This window comes from Pedobacter sp. WC2423 (assembly GCF_040822065.1).
Taxonomy (GTDB): Bacteria; Bacteroidota; Bacteroidia; order Sphingobacteriales; family Sphingobacteriaceae; genus Pedobacter.
The window spans coordinates 5,172,252-5,193,934 of record NZ_CP162005.1 but is presented as its reverse complement, the minus strand read 5'-3'; the positions used below and the strand labels follow the sequence as shown (position 1 = coordinate 5,193,934).

Genomic DNA, 21,683 nt, shown 5'->3' with positions numbered 1-21,683 from the left:
TAATGAATAAATTCATTAAGACGATCATAGGTTTTTCCCTAAAAAATAAGATCTTCATTTTCTTTGCTACCCTGGTGATGATCGTAGCTGGTTACCTGAGCTTTAAGCACACCACCATCGAGGCTTTTCCAGATGTAACCAATACGAATGTTACGATTATTACACAATGGCCGGGCCGTAGTGCCGAGGAGGTAGAAAAGTTTGTAACCAGACCGCTTGAAATAGCAATGAACCCGACCGAAAAAAGAACCAGTATCCGTTCTTCTTCGCTATTTGGTTTATCTATCGTTAAAATAACATTTGAAGACGATGTAGATTATGCCTTTGCAAGAGTTCAGGTTAACAATCACATTGCCGAAGCAGATATCCCGGCAGGTGTAAATCCTGAAGTTGAACCTCCTTACGGGCCAACGGGTGAGATTTTCCGTTATACTTTAAAAAGCGACAAGAAATCAATCCGGGAATTAAAAACATTGCAGGATTGGGTAGTAGAGAGAGAATTGCTTTCTGTACCAGGCATCGCCGATGTGGTGAGTTTTGGTGGAGAGGTTAAAACCTACCAGATTACTGTTGATCCACAAAAATCTATACAATATGGAGTAACTGCAGCTGAACTTTTCGAGGCGGTATCCAAAAGTAATATCAACGTGGGTGGTGATGTAATCAACCAGGGCGGTCAGGCTTATGTAGTTCGTGGAATTGGCGTACTCAATAATATTGATGAGATCAACAATGTGATTGTAGACAATGTAAACGGGACACCAGTTTATGTAAAAACCATTGCCGACGTCACAGAGAGTGCTTTACCAAGATTGGGGCAGGTTGGCAGGGACAATGACCCTGATGTGGTAGAAGGGATTGTAGTGATGCGTAAAGGCGAAAACCCGAGCGAGGTATTAACCCGGTTAAAAGAGAAGATTAAAGATATCAATGATAATATCCTGCCGCCGGATGTGAAGATCAATACTTTCTATGACAGAGAGAACCTGGTAAATTTCGCAATCCATACGGTAATGCACAATATGATGGAGGGGATTATCTTCGTTACTGTTATTGTGTTCTTATTCATGGCAGACTGGCGGACTACGCTGATTGTGTCTATCATCATTCCACTGGCTTTACTATTTGCCTTTATTTGTTTGAAATTAAAGGGAATGTCTGCCAACTTACTGTCGATGGGGGCGATTGACTTCGGTATTATTATAGACGGGGCCGTGGTGATGGTCGAGGGAATTTTTGTTGCCCTGGATCACCGTGCGCAGGCTGCCGGAATGCAAAAATTCAATGGCCTGAGTAAACTCGGGATCATTAAAAGAGCTTGTTTAGAGAATGGTAAAGGTATATTCTTTGCCAAACTAATTATCATTACAGGGTTACTACCTATTTTTACCTTTGAGAAAGTTGAGGGGAAAATGTTCTCCCCATTGGCATGGACGTTAAGTTTTGCTTTACTGGGTGCATTGATCCTCACTTTTACTCTGGTACCTGCACTGGCAAGTGTCCTGTTAAACAAAAATGTAAAAGAGAAACACAACTTCTTTCTGCGTGCCATTACCAATGGAACAATCCGGTTTTACAATGCTTGTTTCAAAGCGAGAAAACTGGTATTCGGCATCTCACTGGTGATCCTGGTCCTGGGCTTATTCAGTTTCAAATTCCTGGGTACAGAGTTTCTGCCATCGCTTGATGAGGGCTCTATTTATGTGCGTGCAAGTGCACCGCTGAGTATCTCATTAGATGAAACTAAAAAACTATCTAATGAGATCCGCAAGATCTTCCTTCATTTTGATGAGGTCAAACAAGTAGTCTCTCAAACCGGAAGACCTAATGATGGTACTGATGCGACAGGTTTTTACAATATGGAATTCCTGGTTGACATTTATCCGAAGGATGAATGGAAGCGCAAAGAGAGTAAAGAGCAGCTGATTCAGCGCATGCAAGAGCGGTTAAAAGGTTATCCGGGGATTAGTCTTAACTTCTCTCAGCCAATCTCTGACAACGTAGAAGAAGCAGTATCCGGCGTAAAAGGATCGATTGTAGTCAAAATGTTCGGGAATGACTTTGGTTTCATCGAGAAACAGGAAGAAAAGATCGAAAACATCCTGAAAACAGTTAAAGGCATTGAAGATTTAGGGATTTTAAGAAACTTAGGACAACCTGAATTACAAATCAACCTGAATCAGACAAAAATGGCCTTATATGGAATAAGGGCAGAAGATGCAAATGCTGTTATTGAAATGGCGATTGGCGGAAAAGCAGCGACCCAGATCTATGAAGGTGAACGTAAGTTTGAGCTGAGGATCAGGTATCCTGATTCTTTCAGACAAAATGAGGAATCTATTGGTAACCTGAGAATACAAAGCCTTTCGGGCGCAAAAGTACCACTGAGTGAAATTTCCACGATTAAAAAAGTAACCGGCCCAAGTATTATATACCGTGATAAACACCAGCGGTATGGGGCGATTAAATTCTCGATCAGGGGAAGAGATATGGGAAGCACTATTGCAGAAGCACAAGCGAAAGTAAATTCAGTAATTAAATTACCTAAAGAATATAAACTGCAATGGGCTGGAGATTTTGAAAATCAGCAGCGTGCAACAGCGAGGTTGTCTCAGGCAGTTCCAATCAGTTTATTGCTGATCTTCTTTATCCTGTTTGTTTTATTCGGAAATATTAAAGATTCATTGCTGGTACTGAACAATGTTCCTTTTGCCATGGTCGGCGGTGTTTTAGCGCTGCTGGCATCCGGTGTCAATTTTAACATCTCGGCCGGTATTGGTTTTATAGCCTTATTCGGGATCTGTGTACAGAACGGGGTAATTTTACTGACCAAGTTCAAGTCAAACATAGCAGAACTGAAGTACCACCCTACCTGGTCATTTCCAGATGCTTTGAAGGATGGTATTGCGACCAGGCTGCGTCCGGTAATTATGACCGCTATGATGGCTGCAATTGGACTTATGCCTGCTGCACTGTCAACAGGAATTGGTTCTGAGGCTTCAAAACCTCTGGCGATTGTTGTAATTGGAGGTTTAATTACAAATACCTTATTCAGTTTATTTGTGTACCCGATTGTATTTTATTGGGCTTATCATAAAAAAGCCAGACACCTGACAGACACCAGGGATACGGCAGGAGTAGCGCATCATTAAGGATGCGCAATCCTAAAAACTTTTTTTTCAGTTGGTTAGGGTTGTGTTTGCATTGAGCCAGAGAATTGGCAGATTTTTGAAGCTCAATTGTGCAAACACTTTAAAGGGGTACCGCGAAAGCGGCTACCCCTTTTTAACTTTTATCCATCTTTTGTGAAACAGTCCCGCAGTTGAGGTGTTAAGTAATCAGACTAAGCATCAAACTATGGCAGATTTAGAATTACACAATCCGGAATTTGAAATTACAGCAGCGCTGAATGGCGCAAATCAAACCATCCAGGTACAGCCCGATGAAACGAGCGATGGCGTTGAATATTTTATCTGTAAATCGGAAGGCGAACAGCTCACACAGATCAGAAAGGATGAAGATGGTCAATGGGAGCAGCTTTGGGGTGACCTGAGCCAGGACGATATTGACAGTATTGGACATCAAATTGAAAATAAATCATAACTATGGAAGCGCCAAAGACACATCTAAAGTTACGTTCAGGTAAATTCTCTATTGAAAAACATCAATATTCAAATGTAGGTTTAACAGAACGTTTTGTTTCTGTATTTGCCGGGGCTATCTTATTAAACAAAAGCCTGAGCAATCCTTTCAGACCAAGATTCTTATATGGTGCCTACCTTACCTACAGAGGATTCAGCGGACATTGTCTGTTCTATGAGCAATTAGGTATCGATGCCAGAAAACCACAAGCAATCAATGTGCGTGGTGAATTTGTGATCGACAGACCTGCTGCCGAAGTATACAGTTACTGGAGAAATCTGAAAAACCTGCCAGGAAGTTTAAATTACCTGATGGACGTGAAGATGATCGATGAACATTTATCGCTCTGGAAGAGTAAGGTACTGGGAAATTTAATCCCGGTTGACTGGAAGGCAGAAATCGTAAAAGATGAACCCGGACATCTGATCGGCTGGAAATCAACTGCTGATTCTGTACTGCGTCATGTGGGAAGAGTAGAGTTTGAAGAAACTCCGGATGGACTGGGTACTGTCCTTAAGATTGTTATTTCTTATCACCCGCCCGCAGGAGGGCTTGGAATAGGTGTTGCCAGGTTATTAAATCCTTATTTAGAGCACTTGCTCACCAAGGAGATTAAAACTTTCAAACACCAGGTAGAATTACCTGTATAATATTATACAGGTAATTTTATAAATGATTAAGCTGGTGCTTGTCCTGCAAAAGCAACTACCATGATAATCATCAGGATATACATTGCGATCAGTACAATAGTCATTACTCCCCAGAATTTAAAGAATGATTTTAACTTGCTCATGGCTTCACCTAAGCTTGGCTGATCAGCAAATAAAACAGCTTTATTAGCTGAAGTAGAGAATTTATAAAGTAAAAAGCTAGGGTAAAACTGTAAAAGTCCGATTAGCAAATAAAAGACAGTCAGTACCGCTGGCCCTAATTTCAGCAAAGGGTTGCCTGGCATGGCTGAGCTTAAAGTCGAATAAATTGCTCCTACGCTAAACGCAGACATCACAAACATAGCTGCGAATACAAAGCCTACAATTGATAGAAATCTCGTCCACTTCGCCGCCTGATAGATATAACTGCGTATATCCTCGGTAATCCATAATGCATCAACCTCCGCATCCTCCTGCAATTCTGGTTCTATTTCTTCAAAGTTGTCCATGATCTTATATTGTATTGAAAAATCTATTTTAATTTTTTAAACATAAAGAATATTTGGTTGTACCACAAGTTTATTGCAGGATGGATTTAAAAAATTTGATACCTTTGCGCCAAATCAAGAAAAAAATCATTCATGGCATTACAATGTGGGATAGTTGGTTTACCAAATGTTGGAAAATCCACCTTATTTAACTGTTTATCAAACGCAAAAGCTCAGGCTGCAAATTTTCCTTTCTGTACAATCGAACCTAATATTGGTATCATTACGGTTCCTGATGAGCGTTTAACCAAGCTTGCTGAGCTGGTCAAACCAAATCGCGTAGTTCCGAATACAATCGAAATTGTTGACATCGCTGGTTTGGTAAAAGGTGCATCCAAAGGTGAAGGATTGGGAAACCAGTTTTTAGGAAACATCAGAGCTACGAATGCAATCATTCACGTTCTTCGTTGTTTTGACGATGGAAATGTAATCCATGTGGATGGTTCTGTTGACCCTATCCGTGATAAAGAGATTATCGATACTGAATTACAGCTTAAGGATTTGGATACGGTAGAAAAACGTATTCAGAAAGTGGAGAAACTGGCTAAAACAGATAAGGAAGCTAAAAAGACTTTTGAAATTCTGAGCGTAATCAAGCCTCACCTGGAAAGCGGACAATCTGTTCGTTCGGCAGCTTTGACTGAAGAAGATTTCGACTTTATCCAGGATTTAGGTCTGTTAACACAGAAACCTGTCATGTACGTTTGTAATGTAGATGAGAATTCTGTAATCAATGGAAATGCTTATGTTGACCTGGTAAAGGAAAAGGTGAAAGGCGAAAACGCAGAAGTATTGATTATCTCTGCTAAAATTGAATCTGAAATTGCTGAACTGGAAAGCTATGAAGAACGTCAGGAGTTTTTATCTGATTTGGGATTAACTGAATCTGGTGTAAATAAACTGATCCTTGCGGCTTACCGTTTACTGAATTTATATACTTATTTCACTTCAGGTGTTCAGGAAGTAAGAGCCTGGACAATTACTAAAGGTTTTACTGCGCCTCAGGCTGCTGGTGTAATCCACACAGATTTTGAAAAAGGATTTATCCGTGCTGAGGTAATTAAATATAATGACTTCATTACTTTAGGGTCAGAAAATGCTTGTAAGGATGCCGGAAAACTTGGTGTTGAAGGTAAAACTTACGTAGTTGAGGATGGTGATATCATGCACTTCCGTTTCAACGTATAATTAATTTTTAATGAGCTCCGGCCTGTTGTTCAGGCAGGCCGGAGTTATTGTAGCTGCGGGGTTATAATGCAGCTTTAGACAGTGCTACAGTCTTTTACTCTCTAAGAGTTTATTACTTCTTCATTAAGACGACCTGCAATTATCGCTTTTTCAAGATGTTTTATTCTTAATTCCAGACGTTTTTTTCTTTCTTTCCTATGAAGAAATTGATAATAGCTGGCAGAATAAAATCTCCTTCTCCACTAAAATAATCTGCAACCATAAAATTTGACACATCGACGTTAAATTCTTTGCCAAACGCAACGATAAGTTAAAATGCATCATCACCAGAGATACCCAGATCATCTTCTAATAAAGCTTCATCCGATAATTCTTCTATGGTTACACCAGCCTGTTTTATTAAAAAGATATAAAGAATGTCTTTGTCCATCAGGTTAATTTTAAAGAAGTTTTTTTATACAATTTCAACTATAATATAAAGTTTCTTCCTGGTAATACCCAGTATTGTAAGTTCATGATTTCTGTTAAAGTTAGGAATTTTCACCTTTTATACGGTCCCATTTTCAGGAGGAGTTACATGGTTTAAGATTTTTGTTATCTGTAAAACTTACTTTGTAGCGTTCATTTTTTTTCTTTTCTGATTAACCAGTTACCATGAATTCCAAAAAGAAAGATCCTTAACTTTTTATCTATTGGATACCAACTTCTTTTTGGATCGTTTTCAACAAATAATGAAGGCACGCAATACTCAATATACTTAACTCCTTTCTTAACTAAAACAAAGTATTCCATTCTTTGCATATTATGTAAGAAGGGATAATGTCCAAACCTTATTATCGAATCTCTTTCAAAGTAGAGAAAATTACAAGGTGATAATGGCTTGGAAAAAACAACTCTAAAGATTTTGTTTTTATCTTCTGAAACTATACTGCTATCTATTTTTTCTTGTTTAATATCGACTAAATACTGTTTATATTTATTTCCACTATTTACAATAAAAACATAAAATTCATCTACATTATAAAGTAAATAATCTAGTTGACAACTATTCTTTAAATACTTTTTTGTAACCATGTTAGCCTTTAACATATGACTATCTTCAGAATTTTGACCAAATGCTTCATAAGAAGCAAGAAATAAAAGTATACAAACTAAACGTTTCATAATTTTAATTTAGATTATCGATAACTTGGTATTGCACTGGCATTAGAAATTTTAGTATTATTATCATGATTACTACCATCTCTTTGGATATTGCCTTTACCCATTACTCTCAATATTAAATTCTCCAATTGAATTGCATCAGAGTGTTGGCTATCTAGTCTTCCCAATACTGCCGATCTACCATGTCCAAACACTTCATGTCCAAACGTTAAAGCTCTGCCAATTGGATTAAAACCATTCTCTCCAGATTCTTTATTTATGTATCCGTTTCCACTATCAGCATCTGACAAACCTTCAATTAAAGCTGTATATGTACCGCCTTTCATCAGAGTTGTAAGTCCTGCGCCACCCCTGTTATAAACAAATAAAGACTGTAATCCCCCATTTGCTTTTATAAAGTCCGTATATGCCCCCCCACACTATTATTTATAGCTGTTGATCCTTGTTGCGATATAACTTTGTCCTTTTGGGTATATTCTACCAAATGTTTATCAGAAGAATTTATTGTATTTACCACTATATCAATTAGTGCCCGTTCATCCTGATTCAAGTCAGCCCCGTCCAAAGCCGCTTCTAATTCATTATTGTCTATTTTTTTTATGCTTTTTCCATTCTGGTTCTTACCCGTTCTCATTAACAACTTAGAAAACTCTGAAAACTTTTTCTCAGCAAATATGGCTTTAAGATCAGATAATGCTTTTACCGCATCCTCGCCTGTCAATGTTATAATCTCTTTGCCATTGGGATCGACAATTTTTATAGGATTATTTGCAGCGTAATTGTAAGGAGAAAAATTTAAATATTTAGAGGCCATTGGATCTGCTACGTCCCACCTCCCAACTACCGGATCGTAGAACCGTGCTCCATAATCGTACTCCGAACGTAAGATTAATTTTGATTTTTATTTATAAATAACCTCCCAGTTAATTTTTTCGAGATCATTTTCATTTAAAATATATTTCTTAGTATATTTTCCTGTTGACACAATATCCTTCCAACCATACTCTTTTACAAATGCTTTAGAAAATATGAATAAGCGGATAAGACTGTCCTTACTATTTTCACTAATAAACCCATCCCATCCCGATACCCCTTTTAAACTTTTAGATCTTTTAGCTGGAATTTCCAATATTTGAAACAAAAACTTATCCGACTTTCTAGTTTCATTATTTATTATTAATGGGATATCATCAAGGCTATCATTAAGCACCGGGTAACAAAAAATATCTTGTTCAGAGTTATTTATTACTTTAAATTTTTCATTTTGAGGAAGTCCTGGATCATAAGAACACCCATAGCAAACAAAATTTATTAAAAATATGACTATAACTTTTTTCATTTTCTATTGATTAAATTGTTAATATCTGATGGACTCACATTATGAATATTTATAGGAAAACCTGTCATATCCCATTCTTTAGATTGCCCAAAATAGGAATACTGTGTTCGAAAAGTATTATATCAATAATCAAATTTTCTTATATAAGTTGACTTTAGACCACTAAAATATAACTCTAGTTTATCTTCAAATGTTATTTTGAATTTAGTTTCCTCTTTATATGGAAATGACGGCTGATCTGTAATTAATATACCTTCATCTTTGATTTCGTAAGTCATATTAATAACTTCATCTTTTTCATTTGAATGTATTTTGTATATCAACTCCCCATTATCTTTAAATTCAATAGAGATATCTCCATATATCTGAAGTGACTTTATATCTAATGGATCCAGAATCCAATTACCAATTAATATATCCTTAAGCATTAATTCCTAAGTCAAGTAAGCAATCTTTAATGTTTTGTTCAAAGGGTTTTCCTTTGGATAAAGATTTCAACTCTTCAACCTTTTTCCCTAAATCATCACTACCTCTAGCCTTAAGTAAGGCAATTAAATAAAGATACATTTGTTGTTCAGTTAGACCAGCAGAAGTTCTATTCATCCAATTTTCTTCCAAACTTTTATCAGTAATATGTCTTTTTATTTCTGGTATAGCTATAGATATTAATACATTAGTCACTTCGGTTATTAAGTAATCTAAAGAAATATTATCGTTAATATGCCACCAATAATCTTTTTGTTCAGGTAACAAGAAACCTATTCGCTGGCGCCAATGACAATCGGCTACTAAAGGTTTTGACTTTATCCCTGGTTGATCGAATACTTTTAAAGAATTGGAATAAACACCAATATTTATGGTAAATACTGTGATTTCAGAAGAGAGATTATGAGTTTGAAACAATGTCTTTGAAATATTCCTTGATTGGCGTGTAATCAATATAATATTTGTTATAATCTATGATCAATGATACTTTCATTTGTGCTAAAAGAACTTTAGGGATATTCATTTCATCTCTCAAAGCCCATTTATAAAGAGTATTATTAGGCTGAGCATTATAAGCTAACTTTAAGTATTTTGCCCCTATGTCCTCATCCTCTACATCAAAAAACCAAGGACTTATTTCTATCATCCATCCTTGTAAAAACTGCAATTCAGGATTACCAGGATAAAACGTATGTATCAGATTAATGTTTCTATTCAAGATTTCTTGAAGATAGTCCTCTCTTAACAAAAGATTCCCTTCAACTAACATATACCACGCAACAAATGTCTCCTTCACGAGGTCTGCAATTAATGGAATTTTATTTTTTTTAATATTATTTTCAAGCTCACTTATTTGTTTGATATAATCTATTTCCATCTTATATAATTTTAAGGTATGAAAGCAGTTGAGATCCTAGGTATTCCTGATACTACTGCGCCACGTACTGTAACTTGTTTACCATATACACTAATAATTCTTTCGAAATTGCCTGAAGCAGGTAAAGAGGATTGTTGTCCTAACGATAAAAACAATTTACGAACAACATTCTTTTCACTTCCAGCTATTTTTAATATCCCTTCCAAACCATGCTTAGATTGCATAATATGACTAATATTATTTGAATTTGAAAGAGCCGTCGCAATACCTTTCCTTAATACAGCCAATTCAACTTTTTCTGCTGCGTTTGCGACTGCACCAGCAACTTTACCGATTGGAATACTGGAAGCATACTTTAAGCCCGTTTCGAAATCACTCTGAGGATTACCGAGCCTATCAGTGCCATCTATTGAACCAGTTATTCCATCCCAAACATTAGCTATAGGATTAAATTGGTTAAGTTGATCCAAAGAATACATTGCCCAATCAAACGCACTACCAGAATAATCACCACCATAATTTCTCAATCCTATTGCGATCTGTTCAGATCCTGATAAAGGAACTTTATCTTTGCCTTTTTTTTTCTTACCACCATCACTATTTTGGGAAGATCTAAGCTGCGACTTTAATTGATTAAAAGCTGATATAGCATCATCCCCAGTATATCTAACACCATCAACCATATCCTCAACAGCCATACCATCGGGATCGATAAATCTGATTGGATTATTGTTACCATAGATATAGGGTGAAAAACGTCTACTTACTTCACTTAATCGGTCTACTGTATTGAAACGCCCTATTACCGGGTCATAGAACCTTGCCCCATAATCGTATCTTCCCCATTCTCCCTGTAACTCCTTGCTATTATAAAGATAATTATTTCGCTGACCAAATGTCCAGCTGTTAAACGCCTTCCCAAAAGGATAATAATCATCGTGCTGTACTTCACGGGGCGCATTGTTAAAAATATCAAATGACAACCTGCTATTGCCCAGATGGTCTTTCAAATCATACTGATATAAATAATTTGACCCGCTTTTTCTCACCAGTCCTTCTTCAGTCAGAATAAAATCAATGGTGCTTCCTGTATATTGTATCCCGGCAATATATTCAGTCACTGCTGAACCGGTGACCTTTCTTAACTTATTTCCTGCCCCATCATAGGTATAAGCAGTGGTTACCCCTCCACTGGTCACTGTCGCTGGAAGATCCAGGAAATTATAAGTGATCGTGCTGATCCCGTCAGTCAGTGCATTGCCGTTCACATCATAGGTATATGACCGGCTAACACCACCACTAACACTATTTAACCGGTTACCGGTATAGGTGTAGTTCTGTACCGCTGCATCCCTTTTGAGCGAGAGGATATTGCCCATCACATCATAACTGATTTCCTTTTCATGGTTACCTGTTCCGGAAACCCCGTCGGTCAGCCGGCTAAGTTTATCATAGCTATAGGTATAAGACTTGCCCAGGCTTCCAGGCGTTCCCCATCTTTGTTCGGTAATGTCACCATTGTAGCACGGGATACTGCCATCATTGTATTTGAGCTGCAGCGCAAAAAGCGGTGTAGAACTGCCTGTTAACCAGCCCCGGCTGTTGTAGCTGAATGTCGTGGTCTGCAAACCGTTATGCAAACTTTTGGTATAGGGCTGTCCGAGTTCATTGTAGGCGATTTCCGAAAGCAGCACTTCTGTATTGGTATCCATCTGCTGGTAGGTTTTCGTTTTGCGCCCCATGTGGTCATATAGATAACGCATCGCAATTTGCACGGCCTGGCTGCCTCCTGCAAAATGTTTCCTCGTGCTGGTGGCCAGTTCACCGCTAAACAGATAGGTACTACTGACCTCGTCATAATTACCGGTACTCACTACACCGCCCCGGTAATGCTGGCTGAAGTATTTTTCCAGCTGTCCCTTGTTGTTATAGAAATTGAGACTTAACAGCAGGTTTGAGGTACCCAGTACATTGATTTTAGTGCCGGTCAAAAGCCCATTGGTCATTGTGCTGGCCGCAGCATAACTATAAGTCGTCCCCCCGGGGAAATTGTAATTGTCATAATAATTGATGCTTAAGGTGCTGGCCCAGCTGGTGGGATAAGTATTGGCCGTATACCCTGTACCGGTCAGGGTACTGTTTTCCCAATAATTACTATTGACATCGACAGCTGCCTGCTGAACCGTCCTGTAACTGGTATTAGCGGCACTGCCTGTATGGACATAAATCCCGCTTAATACCGGGCGGCCAAGTTCATCGAATTTAAAGATCGTCCACTCCTGGGGTGCATTGGCCCGCTGGGTAGCAGTCTGGGACATCACCAGGTGGTCAATCCTGTTATAAACCATATAATCCCAGCCCCTTGCCGGGATTTTCTTCTCTATGACCTGTCTTTTGCCATTATAATGATAAGCATAGATGTAGCGGTCAAAGCTTGCATTACTCTCGGAAAACACGGCAGCTATAAAGCCCGGTGGAATCACATACCTCAGGTTATTCAGCTCGTCATATACATAATAGGTACTGAGGTAACCACTGTTGTCCTGAACCCTTTTTAAAATAACTTTACCCTCGAGGTCTGTGTAGGTGATATTTTTATTCCCATTTTCATCTGCCAGAGTATCTGTATATAGTCTGGCTTTAGGGAAATAAGTAGTCCCCACAGCCCCGGTATCTGTCATCTTCCATAACCGCACGTCATTGGCCCCGTTAAACCCATATCCCTGCTTCCTGGTATGGGTGCCACCAATTTTCCAGTCCGCACCGGGGAACCCCTGCTGCTGTACCCTGTTCAGAGCAGAAGCCTCGAATTTGGTTTCCGAGTAAGCTGCCTGCCCGGATATGCTGGGAATACCGACCACACCGGTAGGCGGGCTATTGTAAAAGGCCTGCTGCCCGCTCAGTGCACCCGGCTGGTAAATCCCACTGCTTACCCCAGAGACATAAGGCAGATAAGATTTAATCTCGCGGCCAAGACTATCATAGGCAATGGGCTGAATTATATCCTTGCCCAGCGGGCTGCCTTGCCGCTGTACCACCTGCATTGGCCTTCCAAGCCCGTCCAGGTACTGGATGGTGACCTGCGCATTGTTTTTATTGCTCATCGCACTGCTGACCGCTGCTTCTGTGGTTAAACCGCTTACCCGTACTTTAACAGTCTGGATATAATTCTGATCTGAAGACTGCGCCATCACCTGACTAAAAAAACATGGCAACAACATCAGGAAGCAAGAAATCACTGATATCTGGTATAAAAAAGCTCTGTTCATGATTTTAAGGTTTATAATTATACCATGCATTTTCTTTAACATTACCGCTATGATCCTTTGTCCGCTTTAACCTGCCATAGCTATCATATTCTTGATAGACAGTTTCTCCTCCGGGATCAGTTGAACTGGTCATCCCAATCAAAGGAGAAAAAGTATAGCTGGTTACCTTCGCTTTGGGACTAGTAATGGCCAGTCCGGTTCTGATCTTTTGAAGCTCTGTCCGCATCGCCGCATCACTGGAAGGATTGTTAATCACGTTAGTATCTACAAGTGCAATGACTGTATTGTAATCACTGTTCTGTACCCTGGCCACAATAAACCTCCTCCGATATCCCCAGAGGAGTACTTCTTTAGGTTCGCCATACTTACTTTGTTCTACCACATTACCATTGTCATACTTGTTAAATAATAGTTTACGCAGGTAACGGCTATCCTTACTGGCAGCGCTGACTGTAAAATTTGCAGGAATAAAGTTTGTCAGTCCAGACGGATTGTTAAGGCTATATACTGTATCAGGAACTGGCAAAGTAGCTTTGAAAGCCACCAGTTGCGCCCCCACTACTTTTGGTACCCCGGCAGTATACCTGCTCATATAAGTTTCTACGGGCTGGGAAACCACGTTTTTGGTCTGAAGGAGTTTGACGCCCTGAGAAAACGGAACTGAAGTAGCCCCGCTGATCGTATAATCATAGGGATACTTTAAATATGTGACTGTGCTGTCACCCATTGAATTAATCTTTGTAATTTTTGAAGCTACAGGATAAAGCTTGTTGTCATAGGTGTATTTAGTGACCTCTTTTAAAGTATCCGCACCATTGAAATAAAGTACAGAATCCCTGCCCGGAACCACATTATCCTGCCTGACAGGTATCTCGGCCCACCATTGACTTACATTTTGACCCGCACCCGGGGGCTGGATTCCAGTCAGATAAGCACTCTTTGTAACCGGTGCATCAGCAGGATTACTAAAAGTATTGATCACGGTATACACCTCTCTTTTTATTTTCCGGTTATTGCCATCATAATAATCCACACTTTTCAAATTCCCTCTCCAGGCAGCATTGTCCTTCCATAATAGTCCCTGCTCCTCAGCTACATACTCATCAGCAAGTGCAGAAAACTCCATCACTGTTTTTCTGCCATCATTCATCTTTTCAGTGACGTGGTCATAACCTATCGGGCCATTTTTTCCACTGCCCAATGGAATAGTATTGTTGTGGTAAATTTTAAAATACCTGCAATACTGCGGGGCGATATTGGTATAAGGCTGACCATTGATATAAGTTAGTGCCCGGTATTCCCCCACATAAGTCCAGGTGTTGACACATTCATAAGGGGTAAGCAGTTTCCCGGAAGTTTTTCCCAGGTAATTGTAATCATAACTTTTCTCAAAGGACGACGAATTTACAGGACTGGTAAACCTGATTTTTTTAATCCTGATCCCACCCATATTATATACATTATTTACACCGGGCTTTCTGTAAGAGAATTTATTGTTTACAGTGATCAGTGCCCTGACCCCTAAACTATTAATTACAGTTTCCAGCTTATATCTCCCCTCTGTTAAAAACCGGGTATGGCTTTCTGCAGAAGTCCCGCCTGGCATGGCAAGGGTAAAAGCCAGGTTTGTAGCCGGATTACCAATTACGGTGACAGGATTAAAAACCCGGCTTTCCAGCAGATCAAATACTTTAGTCACCTGGTTAAATTTATACAAACGTACTTTTCCTTCCTGTTCTGCCGGGTTCATACTGTTATATAAATAGTTACGGTAAGTGGTCAGATCTATAACGGCAGCAGAAAGGCCAATCGTGGTATTGACAGTTGCGGTTTGATCCTGATGAATGGTAAACTCGTTGGCATAGGTCCATGGTTTTAAATTAGGCGTGGAGGCGAAGGACCCGGCTGCCGAAATCCTTAAAGAATCTGGGATAAATACAACACCGGCAAAAAAGACGTCAGAAATAAAATCATGCCCCTCATATTCAAATTCCGTTTTACCACCTGTAGGATAAGTGATTTTCTGTAAAGAGCCAATCTGTGCATATCTCCAGTCTGCATTACTGTAACTGCTATTGCGGTCACTGCTATAAGTAGGAATATCCTTATAGCCATACCTTGGGAAAATCCGGTGCCCGCCTTGCCCGAAAGGGAAATTCTCCCCATTATAATAGCCCCACATATCAGCACCCTCCCCTACAATACCGGGCATCATCCTGCTCATATAACTGCCGTAATAATCAAAATAATAAGGCTTCTGATCGTCAATTTTCACACTCTTTAGGAGCATTTTCTTATTCAGCGAGTCTGTGGTTACCGTATCACTATAGGTATAATTGAAACTAGCCTTATGGACCATCGTATTTCTGCTGAAAACTTTTATACTGTCCAGCCTGACCTTATATACATCCGTACGCTTTGTTTTATCGATATAAAACTTAAGCGTATCTGTTTGATGAATAATCTGCTTTAAGAAAAGATTATCAGAATTGAGCGGATTGGCCATCACCCGCTCTGACCCCTGCTGTTCACATCCCGGGTTTTGGATCCCGGCAGGAGTTTTCGGTGAGTTATTAAAGTCAAATACCTGGTCATAATAAATTACCGGGCCATTGCTGATACGATAAGGATTAATCAGGCCAAAAGGTTCATATTTAAACTCTATAGTTTCATTCTTAAAAGGATTGATAGCTTTGGTCAGATACCAGCTGCTAATGTACCAGTGCGGGCTATTAGCTTGGGATTCATACTGTTTAAACTCATAAATCATTCCTTTAGCATCAGTGATTTTAAAATTATCCACGGAAAATTCAACCTTCAGGTTACTGGCTGTTTTCATCATGACAGTTCCCTGGTTGGTAAACATAAAACTCCCGGTATAACCCATGAAATTGTAATAAAATTCATCGAATTCCATATCGACCTTATTAAAAGGAACATCCGAGGAAACATCTTTATCCATTCTTCCGTCCAGCCATGTTAAGCCTTCATTCCCCGGCAACCCGATCGCATTTTTGTAACCCACATTACTCACATCAATTCCGCCAGGAGATTCCATGCCATCCGGCAAACCGCGCACTACGCGAACGATTGCCCCTCCTGCATTCAGCAGGAAACCAGCACCTACCCAGCCTGGTATTTCACGGACTTTTATCCCCGAAGCATGATAGGATAAAGAAACAGGAACAGTAAAACTGTTACTATTAAATTCATACAGGGGGATATTGATCTCAGGAGTTCCATTGAAACTCCCGACAGGCATTTCTACAAACTTACCCAGCGCGGCAGCATTGGGAGAGAGTGGTTGCTGAACAGAATTTAGTAACCCTACCTGGGCAAAAACAGCAGGGTCAAAAATGAGACTAAAAAGAAAGCAGAACAGAGATGGTTTGAGAAGCGTTTTCATGTCTATTATAAGTTTAATTGTAAGAATCTGGATTCAAAAAGATATATCCCTATACTATATACAGTATACTTTTACAACACGATCTCCTATGCCGATCTTCTTTTTTTTCACATTTTCTCTTTTGTTTCTATTTTTTTAACATCAGAGTTGAGAATTCCGAAGATCATCCTGACCAGGAAAATTGTCTTTTCTACCTATTTATGCCTGTTCAACCGTATTTCTATACTATTCAAGTACTAGTCTGCATGCTTTTAACGCACATTACAAGCGGGTTACTGTTTGGGTTCTCCAGCAGTTTGATACGGGTTTGAAGCGGGTTTGATACGGGTCGAGGCGTATCAAACCTGCTTCAAACTGCAACCAGACACAGCCAAAGTCCCTGTTGTAATATCATTGTATTACAATCGAACTAAATGTCAATATGGTTTTGTATCAATTTGTTATTGACGTGGACAACACAGTTGTGACTATATTAAGAAAAGGCCTGAATGATAGATATTTTCACTTATACTCAGCAATAAAATGTTTGCTATATGGTGTACAGCGTGGAAGAAAGTCTGCAAAAAGGCAAAAAAAAAGCGCACCAGAATTGGCGCGCTTATCAGAAAAGTATTTTTTAGTAAAAATCAGTCTTTATTTACAATAAGACCCCGGTCAGGAACATAACCGCTACTGAGAAATAAATAATCAGTCCGGTAACGTCAACCAGCGTAGCTACAAAAGGAGCCGATGAAGTTGCAGGGTCAGCACCAAGCTTTTTAAGCAATAGCGGTAACATCGAACCTGCAAGAGAACCCCATAATACAACACCTACAAGCGCTACACCTACCGTAACCCCTATCAATGCCCAATGCGGTCCATATAAATTAGAGAACAATGTCCAGATAAAAATCCTCAGGAAACCTATTGAACCCAATACCAGCCCCAGCATTAATCCTGAGATGATCTCCCTGCGCATGACACGCCACCAGTCGCCTATCGTAATTTCGCCCAATGCCATCGCCTGAATAATCAGCGTTGAAGCCTGAGAGCCACTATTACCACCACTGGATATAATCAATGGAACGAACATCGCCAGCACAACCGCTTTAGCGATATCTGCCTCAAAATGCGCCATTGCTGTTGCCGTCAGCATCTCTCCAAGGAAAAGTACAACCAGCCAGCCAATCCGTCTTTTAAACAGCCCGAAAATAGGCATATCAAGATAAGGTTCATCCAGTGCCTGGGTACCCCCTATTTTGTGCATATCTTCTGTGTATTCCTCGTTTGCAATCCACAAAATATCATCAACAGTGACAATACCTAGCAGCACATGATTATCATCTGTTACCGGTAAAGCCACCCTGTTATTCATCCTGAAGACATTAATAGCTTCTTCCTGCGGATCATTTGCATTCAGCGCGATAGACCTGTTATCGGTAAGTTCTCCGACAGGAACTTCAGGATTAGCGAGTAAAATCTCCCTGATCCTGATATCATCAAGTAAAATACCGTTTTCGTCGATGACGTAGATCACATCAATCGTTTCCGAATCCTTGCCGTATTTCCTGATATGTTCCAGAACTCTTTTTACAGTCCAGTCCGTTTTCACAGCGATATAATCAGGCGTCATTAATCGCCCGACACTATCCTCTTTATAACCGAGCAGAGAGAGGGCTTCTACCCTGTCTTTAGCTGGCAGTAAAATGATTAATTTCTTTACCGCATCTCCTTTAAGTTCAGAGAACAATGAAGTTCTATCATCAGGAGGCAGTAAATTAATAAGCTGTGCAAGTTTTTCTCCGGGAAGTTTCTTTATAATCTTTTCCTGAGTAGGAAAATCCAGAATTCTAAAAACGTTAACTGCCCTTTTTACAGACAGGGTATCTATGAATTTAACCGCATATTGAGGAAGTTCGTCTATAAGATGTTCAACGTCCGAGATATTAAGCGCGTCTAAATATTCCCTTAACTGTTCATCGCCTTCACGCTCAATTAGTTCAACAACTTCTTCAACAACCTTTTCTTCCATAAATAGCGCTTTTATTATTTACATGTTTCTTTTGCTTTACCAAGATTGCAAAAGTGATGTTTTATTTTTAAAAACGCATTACGTAAAGTATAATTAATTGTAATCCTTATCGTTTATAACATCTCCGAATGTCCATTCCACAATCTTTTCCATAGAATGCTGCAATTCATTTTTAGTTTCGGCAGGACTTCCTAAAACAAGATGGTTAGTACCGGCAACAAGCAGCGTAGAAACGATATTAAAATAAGTAATGCAATTATCAGATCCCTGCTCTTTTGCTGGCTGTAATTTTCTTTTGAGTAACCGGTTGCTGCCAGCTCTTTTCTTAATTACGATATGGTAATCAGAAGTATCATTTAATAACGCTGCCTGCATCTGGCAATGATCATAAAAATAATTAAACCTTTCTTTAAGCAGCAAATTGATTGATTGCTGCATAGAAAGTGAAGTATCTTCAGACGCAGCTGGCTCTGTCAGATTGTTTGTCCAGAAGTTATTTTCCACTACGCAAGATTTCACGAGTTCATTGAAATCTCCAAAATAGCGGTAAATAAGGATTTTTGAAACCCCTGCTAATTTAGCTACCTTATTAACACCCAATCCGCCAAAGCCATCCTTTTTAAGGATCACACCTACTGCATCTAATAACTTTCTTTTTGTATTCTCCTTGTTTTTCATAGGTAGGATATTTTTTATGGTTGATGTTGCTTCCTTATAAATGAAAGGTGCATGAGCGTTGCAATTTGCATACTCATGCAGTTCCATTTATTGTTCTTCATCAGTATTTATCTATATAACCAGGCAAGTTATAATTGATATGATATGTAAAAAAGATCTGTAATAATAGCTGCACGTAATTGATTTAGCTGTTTAAACACAAGGTATGGGTCAGGGCTATGGATGGGGAAAATTTTATATTAATCGCGTATAATTTTATATAAAAGGCTCATATTTCACTAAAAAGCATCAATCATTACATTATTGCTTGTATATTTATATGCTTCAATTAGACCTTAAAACAATAAAAATAATAGCGTATGATAATGAGCTGTATTGTTATTGACGACGAACCTCATGCTATTGATGAGTTAAGTGAGTTGATTGCACAGGTACCTCATCTGAACTTAGTACAGAGTTTTCCGGATGCCAGGCAGGCGATTGCCTATTTACAGGAAGCAGAACATGTTGATATTATCTTTTCAGATATCAGCATGGCTGTCCTTAATGGAATAGATGCTGCCGAAATATTAAATAACTATTGCCATTTCCTTGTGTATGTAACTGCGCACAGAAGTTATGCGCCGGAAGCTTTTCAAGCTAAAGCGGATGGCTATCTGCTTAAACCTGTCAGTTATATTTCCTTTACACAGAAAGTAGAAGATCTGACGCTTAAGCATCAGGATATTATCAAACTGCAAAGGGACGAACAGCAATTTCTATTTATTAAAGGCGGACAGAAGAGCAGTTTTATCAAGATAAAATATAGTGATATTGTTTATATCGAGGCGATGTTAAATTATATCATGATCCATACCACTACTGGCCATGAAATAACTTATATTGGTCTTAAAGCAATGGAGGATAAATTGCAGATCATGGATATCTTTTTCAGGATTAACAAGTCGATTATTATCTCTTTGAATTACCTGGATCGTGTGGATGGAAATATTGCAAGACTGGCACCGGGGCAAAGTTATCAGATAGGTGATAAGTACAAAAGTGTGTTCCTTGATTTTCTAAGGAAACACACTTTGAAGTCTTAAGATTTAGATGTTTTCTGGTTTGAATGATGGAGGAGGAAATCCAGATCCTGCTGATAAAGTACTAGTAGGGTCAGTTGGAGGATAAGTTGGACGGCCAATTGATGGTTTCTGGTATAAAAACAATGTTTTTTTTGTCAATGTTAGTTTTTTTCTGGTCAAACTCATGGCTATAATTATTAGTTTATAGCCAATGTTATCCCCAAAAGAAAACCTGTACACTTTTATTATATTACATACTTTGATTATTATATAAAGCCCTATTTATGCCCATAAAGGAAGTTCGTATTCACATAATCTGCTGGGTGATATTTATATTATATGAGATTAGTATTTTAAAATTGATGCAGCTGGATTATCAGCCTTCTATCACTTACGTACTTTATTACACACTCAACATTAGTTTATTTTATTTTCATGCTCTGATAGTATTAAAAAGAGGAACAACTAATACCAGAGCAGATTTCTGGCGTATACCTATATTCATTGCACTAGAACTAATCGTTCATTACTTTCTTGCAATATCAATTAGCTGGATTTTAACAGAGCAGAAATTTGCGATAGAATTTAAGACCATCTTTTCCGTAAAAGCTGTTGCTGGTACCGTTTGGCGTGGGATCTATTTTATCTTATACTCTTCTGCCTATTATCTATTATTCAGTTATAATGATAAAAGGAGAAAAGAACTCGTTCAAACCATAGAAAACGAGCAACTACAAAATGACCTTTTGCGTGCAGAACAAGATTTCCTGCGTGCTCAAATCAATCCTCACTTACTATTCAATACTTTAAGTTTTATCAAATACGCGGCTAAGAAAAAACCGGAAGAAGCGAATGAAGCTATTATGAGATTATCCAGCATCATGGGATTTGCATTGGAAAACAATAGCCAGACCATTCCCGTTGCCAAAGAGCTGGAGCAGGTTGAAAATATTATCAACCTGAACCAATTGCGGTTCAATCATACTTTGCACATCAATTATATTACCCAGCTCAATAACGCTCAGGCTACAATCATTCCTATAGTTATACTAACCCTGGTAGAAAACGTTTTTAAACACGGAAACCTGCTTGACAAAGATTACCCGGCAGAAATCAGGATAGAGTCCACAACTGAGTATTTAACGATCCAAACCAGCAACCTTCCAAATTATGACAGCAATGTAGAAAGCGGTAAAACCGGACTGGTAAATATTACCTCCCGATTAGATCAATTCTATAAAAACAACTACAAATTCAGTCATGAAATGGCAGGTAAATTATTCAAAGTGGAGCTCGTGCTGAAGCTGAAAGACTAGCTAAACCTTTGCGTTAAACCAGTATCTTATTGTCTAATTATTTAT

18 protein-coding genes are annotated in these 21,683 nt (G+C 38.9%); 6 read left to right on the top strand and 12 right to left on the bottom strand.

The window, feature by feature from the left end:
* Positions 1-2: 2 nt before the first annotated feature.
* The 3 genes from AB3G38_RS21700 to AB3G38_RS21690 all read left to right on the top strand — a co-directional run bounded on the left by AB3G38_RS21700 (position 3) and on the right by AB3G38_RS21690 (position 4,292).
* Complete coding sequence (locus AB3G38_RS21700; protein WP_367865798.1) at positions 3-3,152, top strand: efflux RND transporter permease subunit; 3,150 nt, start codon at positions 3-5, stop codon at positions 3,150-3,152.
* Between the two features lie 205 nt (positions 3,153-3,357).
* Complete coding sequence (locus AB3G38_RS21695; protein WP_367865797.1) at positions 3,358-3,603, top strand: hypothetical protein; 246 nt, start codon at positions 3,358-3,360, stop codon at positions 3,601-3,603.
* A 2-nt stretch (positions 3,604-3,605) separates the two neighbouring features.
* Positions 3,606-4,292, top strand: coding sequence for an SRPBCC family protein (locus AB3G38_RS21690; RefSeq protein WP_367865796.1), 687 nt, complete (start codon positions 3,606-3,608; stop codon positions 4,290-4,292).
* Between the two features lie 26 nt (positions 4,293-4,318).
* On the opposite strand, the gene AB3G38_RS21685 is transcribed toward AB3G38_RS21690, so the two are convergent.
* The gene (locus AB3G38_RS21685) at positions 4,319-4,801 is read right to left on the bottom strand and encodes a DUF5362 family protein (protein ID WP_367865795.1); all 483 of its coding nucleotides are present in this window, start codon (positions 4,799-4,801) and stop codon (positions 4,319-4,321) included.
* Positions 4,802-4,933: 132 nt separating this feature from the next.
* On the opposite strand from AB3G38_RS21685, the gene ychF reads away from it, so the two are divergent.
* Positions 4,934-6,028, top strand: coding sequence for a redox-regulated ATPase YchF (ychF, locus tag AB3G38_RS21680; protein ID WP_367865794.1), 1,095 nt, complete (start codon positions 4,934-4,936; stop codon positions 6,026-6,028).
* Between the two features lie 621 nt (positions 6,029-6,649).
* On the opposite strand, the gene AB3G38_RS21675 is transcribed toward ychF, so the two are convergent.
* The 11 genes from AB3G38_RS21675 to AB3G38_RS21625 all read right to left on the bottom strand — a co-directional run bounded on the left by AB3G38_RS21675 (position 6,650) and on the right by AB3G38_RS21625 (position 19,258).
* Complete coding sequence (locus tag AB3G38_RS21675) at positions 6,650-7,192, bottom strand: hypothetical protein (RefSeq protein WP_367865793.1); 543 nt, start codon at positions 7,190-7,192, stop codon at positions 6,650-6,652.
* Between the two features lie 14 nt (positions 7,193-7,206).
* Positions 7,207-7,518, bottom strand: coding sequence for a hypothetical protein (locus AB3G38_RS21670; protein ID WP_367865792.1), 312 nt, complete (start codon positions 7,516-7,518; stop codon positions 7,207-7,209).
* Positions 7,519-7,583: 65 nt separating this feature from the next.
* Positions 7,584-8,006, bottom strand: coding sequence for a hypothetical protein (locus tag AB3G38_RS21665; protein WP_367865791.1), 423 nt, complete (start codon positions 8,004-8,006; stop codon positions 7,584-7,586).
* 87 nt (positions 8,007-8,093) lie between these two features.
* A complete protein-coding gene (locus tag AB3G38_RS21660; protein WP_367865790.1) occupies positions 8,094-8,531 on the bottom strand; it encodes a hypothetical protein in 438 nt (145 codons plus the stop codon).
* Positions 8,532-8,653: 122 nt separating this feature from the next.
* Positions 8,654-8,959, bottom strand: coding sequence for a hypothetical protein (locus tag AB3G38_RS21655; RefSeq protein WP_367865789.1), 306 nt, complete (start codon positions 8,957-8,959; stop codon positions 8,654-8,656).
* Complete coding sequence (locus AB3G38_RS21650) at positions 8,952-9,434, bottom strand: DUF4304 domain-containing protein (protein WP_367865788.1); 483 nt, start codon at positions 9,432-9,434, stop codon at positions 8,952-8,954. The genes AB3G38_RS21655 and AB3G38_RS21650 overlap by 8 nt, the downstream gene beginning before the upstream one ends.
* Positions 9,418-9,894, bottom strand: coding sequence for a hypothetical protein (locus tag AB3G38_RS21645; RefSeq protein WP_367865787.1), 477 nt, complete (start codon positions 9,892-9,894; stop codon positions 9,418-9,420). The genes AB3G38_RS21650 and AB3G38_RS21645 overlap by 17 nt, the downstream gene beginning before the upstream one ends.
* Positions 9,895-9,905: 11 nt before the next feature.
* A complete protein-coding gene (locus AB3G38_RS21640) occupies positions 9,906-13,163 on the bottom strand; it encodes a DUF6443 domain-containing protein (protein ID WP_367865786.1) in 3,258 nt (1,085 codons plus the stop codon).
* Between the two features lie 4 nt (positions 13,164-13,167).
* Positions 13,168-16,569 (bottom strand): hypothetical protein, encoded by a 3,402-nt coding sequence (locus AB3G38_RS21635; RefSeq protein ID WP_367865785.1) that lies wholly within the window; start codon positions 16,567-16,569, stop codon positions 13,168-13,170.
* 637 nt (positions 16,570-17,206) lie between these two features.
* Positions 17,207-18,580: a magnesium transporter gene (gene mgtE, locus AB3G38_RS21630; protein WP_367865784.1), complete on the bottom strand. Its 1,374-nt coding sequence runs from the start codon at positions 18,578-18,580 to the stop codon at positions 17,207-17,209.
* A gap of 93 nt (positions 18,581-18,673) precedes the next feature.
* Positions 18,674-19,258 carry a TetR/AcrR family transcriptional regulator gene (locus AB3G38_RS21625; RefSeq protein WP_367865783.1) on the bottom strand — a complete coding sequence of 195 codons (585 nt, stop codon included), beginning with the start codon at positions 19,256-19,258 and terminating at the stop codon, positions 18,674-18,676.
* A gap of 359 nt (positions 19,259-19,617) precedes the next feature.
* On the opposite strand from AB3G38_RS21625, the gene AB3G38_RS21620 reads away from it, so the two are divergent.
* Together AB3G38_RS21620 and AB3G38_RS21615 are read left to right on the top strand one after the other, a co-directional pair.
* Positions 19,618-20,343, top strand: a complete 726-nt coding sequence (locus AB3G38_RS21620; protein WP_367865782.1) for a LytR/AlgR family response regulator transcription factor — start codon at positions 19,618-19,620, stop codon at positions 20,341-20,343.
* 341 nt (positions 20,344-20,684) lie between these two features.
* Complete coding sequence (locus AB3G38_RS21615) at positions 20,685-21,638, top strand: sensor histidine kinase (RefSeq protein ID WP_367865781.1); 954 nt, start codon at positions 20,685-20,687, stop codon at positions 21,636-21,638.
* Positions 21,639-21,683: the final 45 nt, after the last annotated feature.

What these genes read in the sequence shown, in the direction of transcription:
- AB3G38_RS21700 (WP_367865798.1), top strand. Translation starts at nt 3, where the DNA reads ATGAATAAATTCATTAAGACGATCATAGGTTTTTCCCTAAAAAATAAG.
- AB3G38_RS21695 (WP_367865797.1), top strand. Translation starts at nt 3,358, where the DNA reads ATGGCAGATTTAGAATTACACAATCCGGAATTTGAAATTACAGCAGCG.
- AB3G38_RS21690 (WP_367865796.1), top strand. Translation starts at nt 3,606, where the DNA reads ATGGAAGCGCCAAAGACACATCTAAAGTTACGTTCAGGTAAATTCTCT.
- AB3G38_RS21685 (WP_367865795.1), bottom strand. Translation starts at nt 4,801, where the DNA reads ATGGACAACTTTGAAGAAATAGAACCAGAATTGCAGGAGGATGCGGAG.
- ychF (WP_367865794.1), top strand. Translation starts at nt 4,934, where the DNA reads ATGGCATTACAATGTGGGATAGTTGGTTTACCAAATGTTGGAAAATCC.
- AB3G38_RS21675 (WP_367865793.1), bottom strand. Translation starts at nt 7,192, where the DNA reads ATGAAACGTTTAGTTTGTATACTTTTATTTCTTGCTTCTTATGAAGCA.
- AB3G38_RS21670 (WP_367865792.1), bottom strand. Translation starts at nt 7,518, where the DNA reads ATGAAAGGCGGTACATATACAGCTTTAATTGAAGGTTTGTCAGATGCT.
- AB3G38_RS21665 (WP_367865791.1), bottom strand. Translation starts at nt 8,006, where the DNA reads ATGGCCTCTAAATATTTAAATTTTTCTCCTTACAATTACGCTGCAAAT.
- AB3G38_RS21660 (WP_367865790.1), bottom strand. Translation starts at nt 8,531, where the DNA reads ATGAAAAAAGTTATAGTCATATTTTTAATAAATTTTGTTTGCTATGGG.
- AB3G38_RS21655 (WP_367865789.1), bottom strand. Translation starts at nt 8,959, where the DNA reads ATGCTTAAGGATATATTAATTGGTAATTGGATTCTGGATCCATTAGAT.
- AB3G38_RS21645 (WP_367865787.1), bottom strand. Translation starts at nt 9,894, where the DNA reads ATGGAAATAGATTATATCAAACAAATAAGTGAGCTTGAAAATAATATT.
- AB3G38_RS21640 (WP_367865786.1), bottom strand. Translation starts at nt 13,163, where the DNA reads ATGAACAGAGCTTTTTTATACCAGATATCAGTGATTTCTTGCTTCCTG.
- AB3G38_RS21635 (WP_367865785.1), bottom strand. Translation starts at nt 16,569, where the DNA reads ATGAAAACGCTTCTCAAACCATCTCTGTTCTGCTTTCTTTTTAGTCTC.
- mgtE (WP_367865784.1), bottom strand. Translation starts at nt 18,580, where the DNA reads ATGGAAGAAAAGGTTGTTGAAGAAGTTGTTGAACTAATTGAGCGTGAA.
- AB3G38_RS21625 (WP_367865783.1), bottom strand. Translation starts at nt 19,258, where the DNA reads ATGAAAAACAAGGAGAATACAAAAAGAAAGTTATTAGATGCAGTAGGT.
- AB3G38_RS21620 (WP_367865782.1), top strand. Translation starts at nt 19,618, where the DNA reads ATGATAATGAGCTGTATTGTTATTGACGACGAACCTCATGCTATTGAT.
- AB3G38_RS21615 (WP_367865781.1), top strand. Translation starts at nt 20,685, where the DNA reads ATGCAGCTGGATTATCAGCCTTCTATCACTTACGTACTTTATTACACA.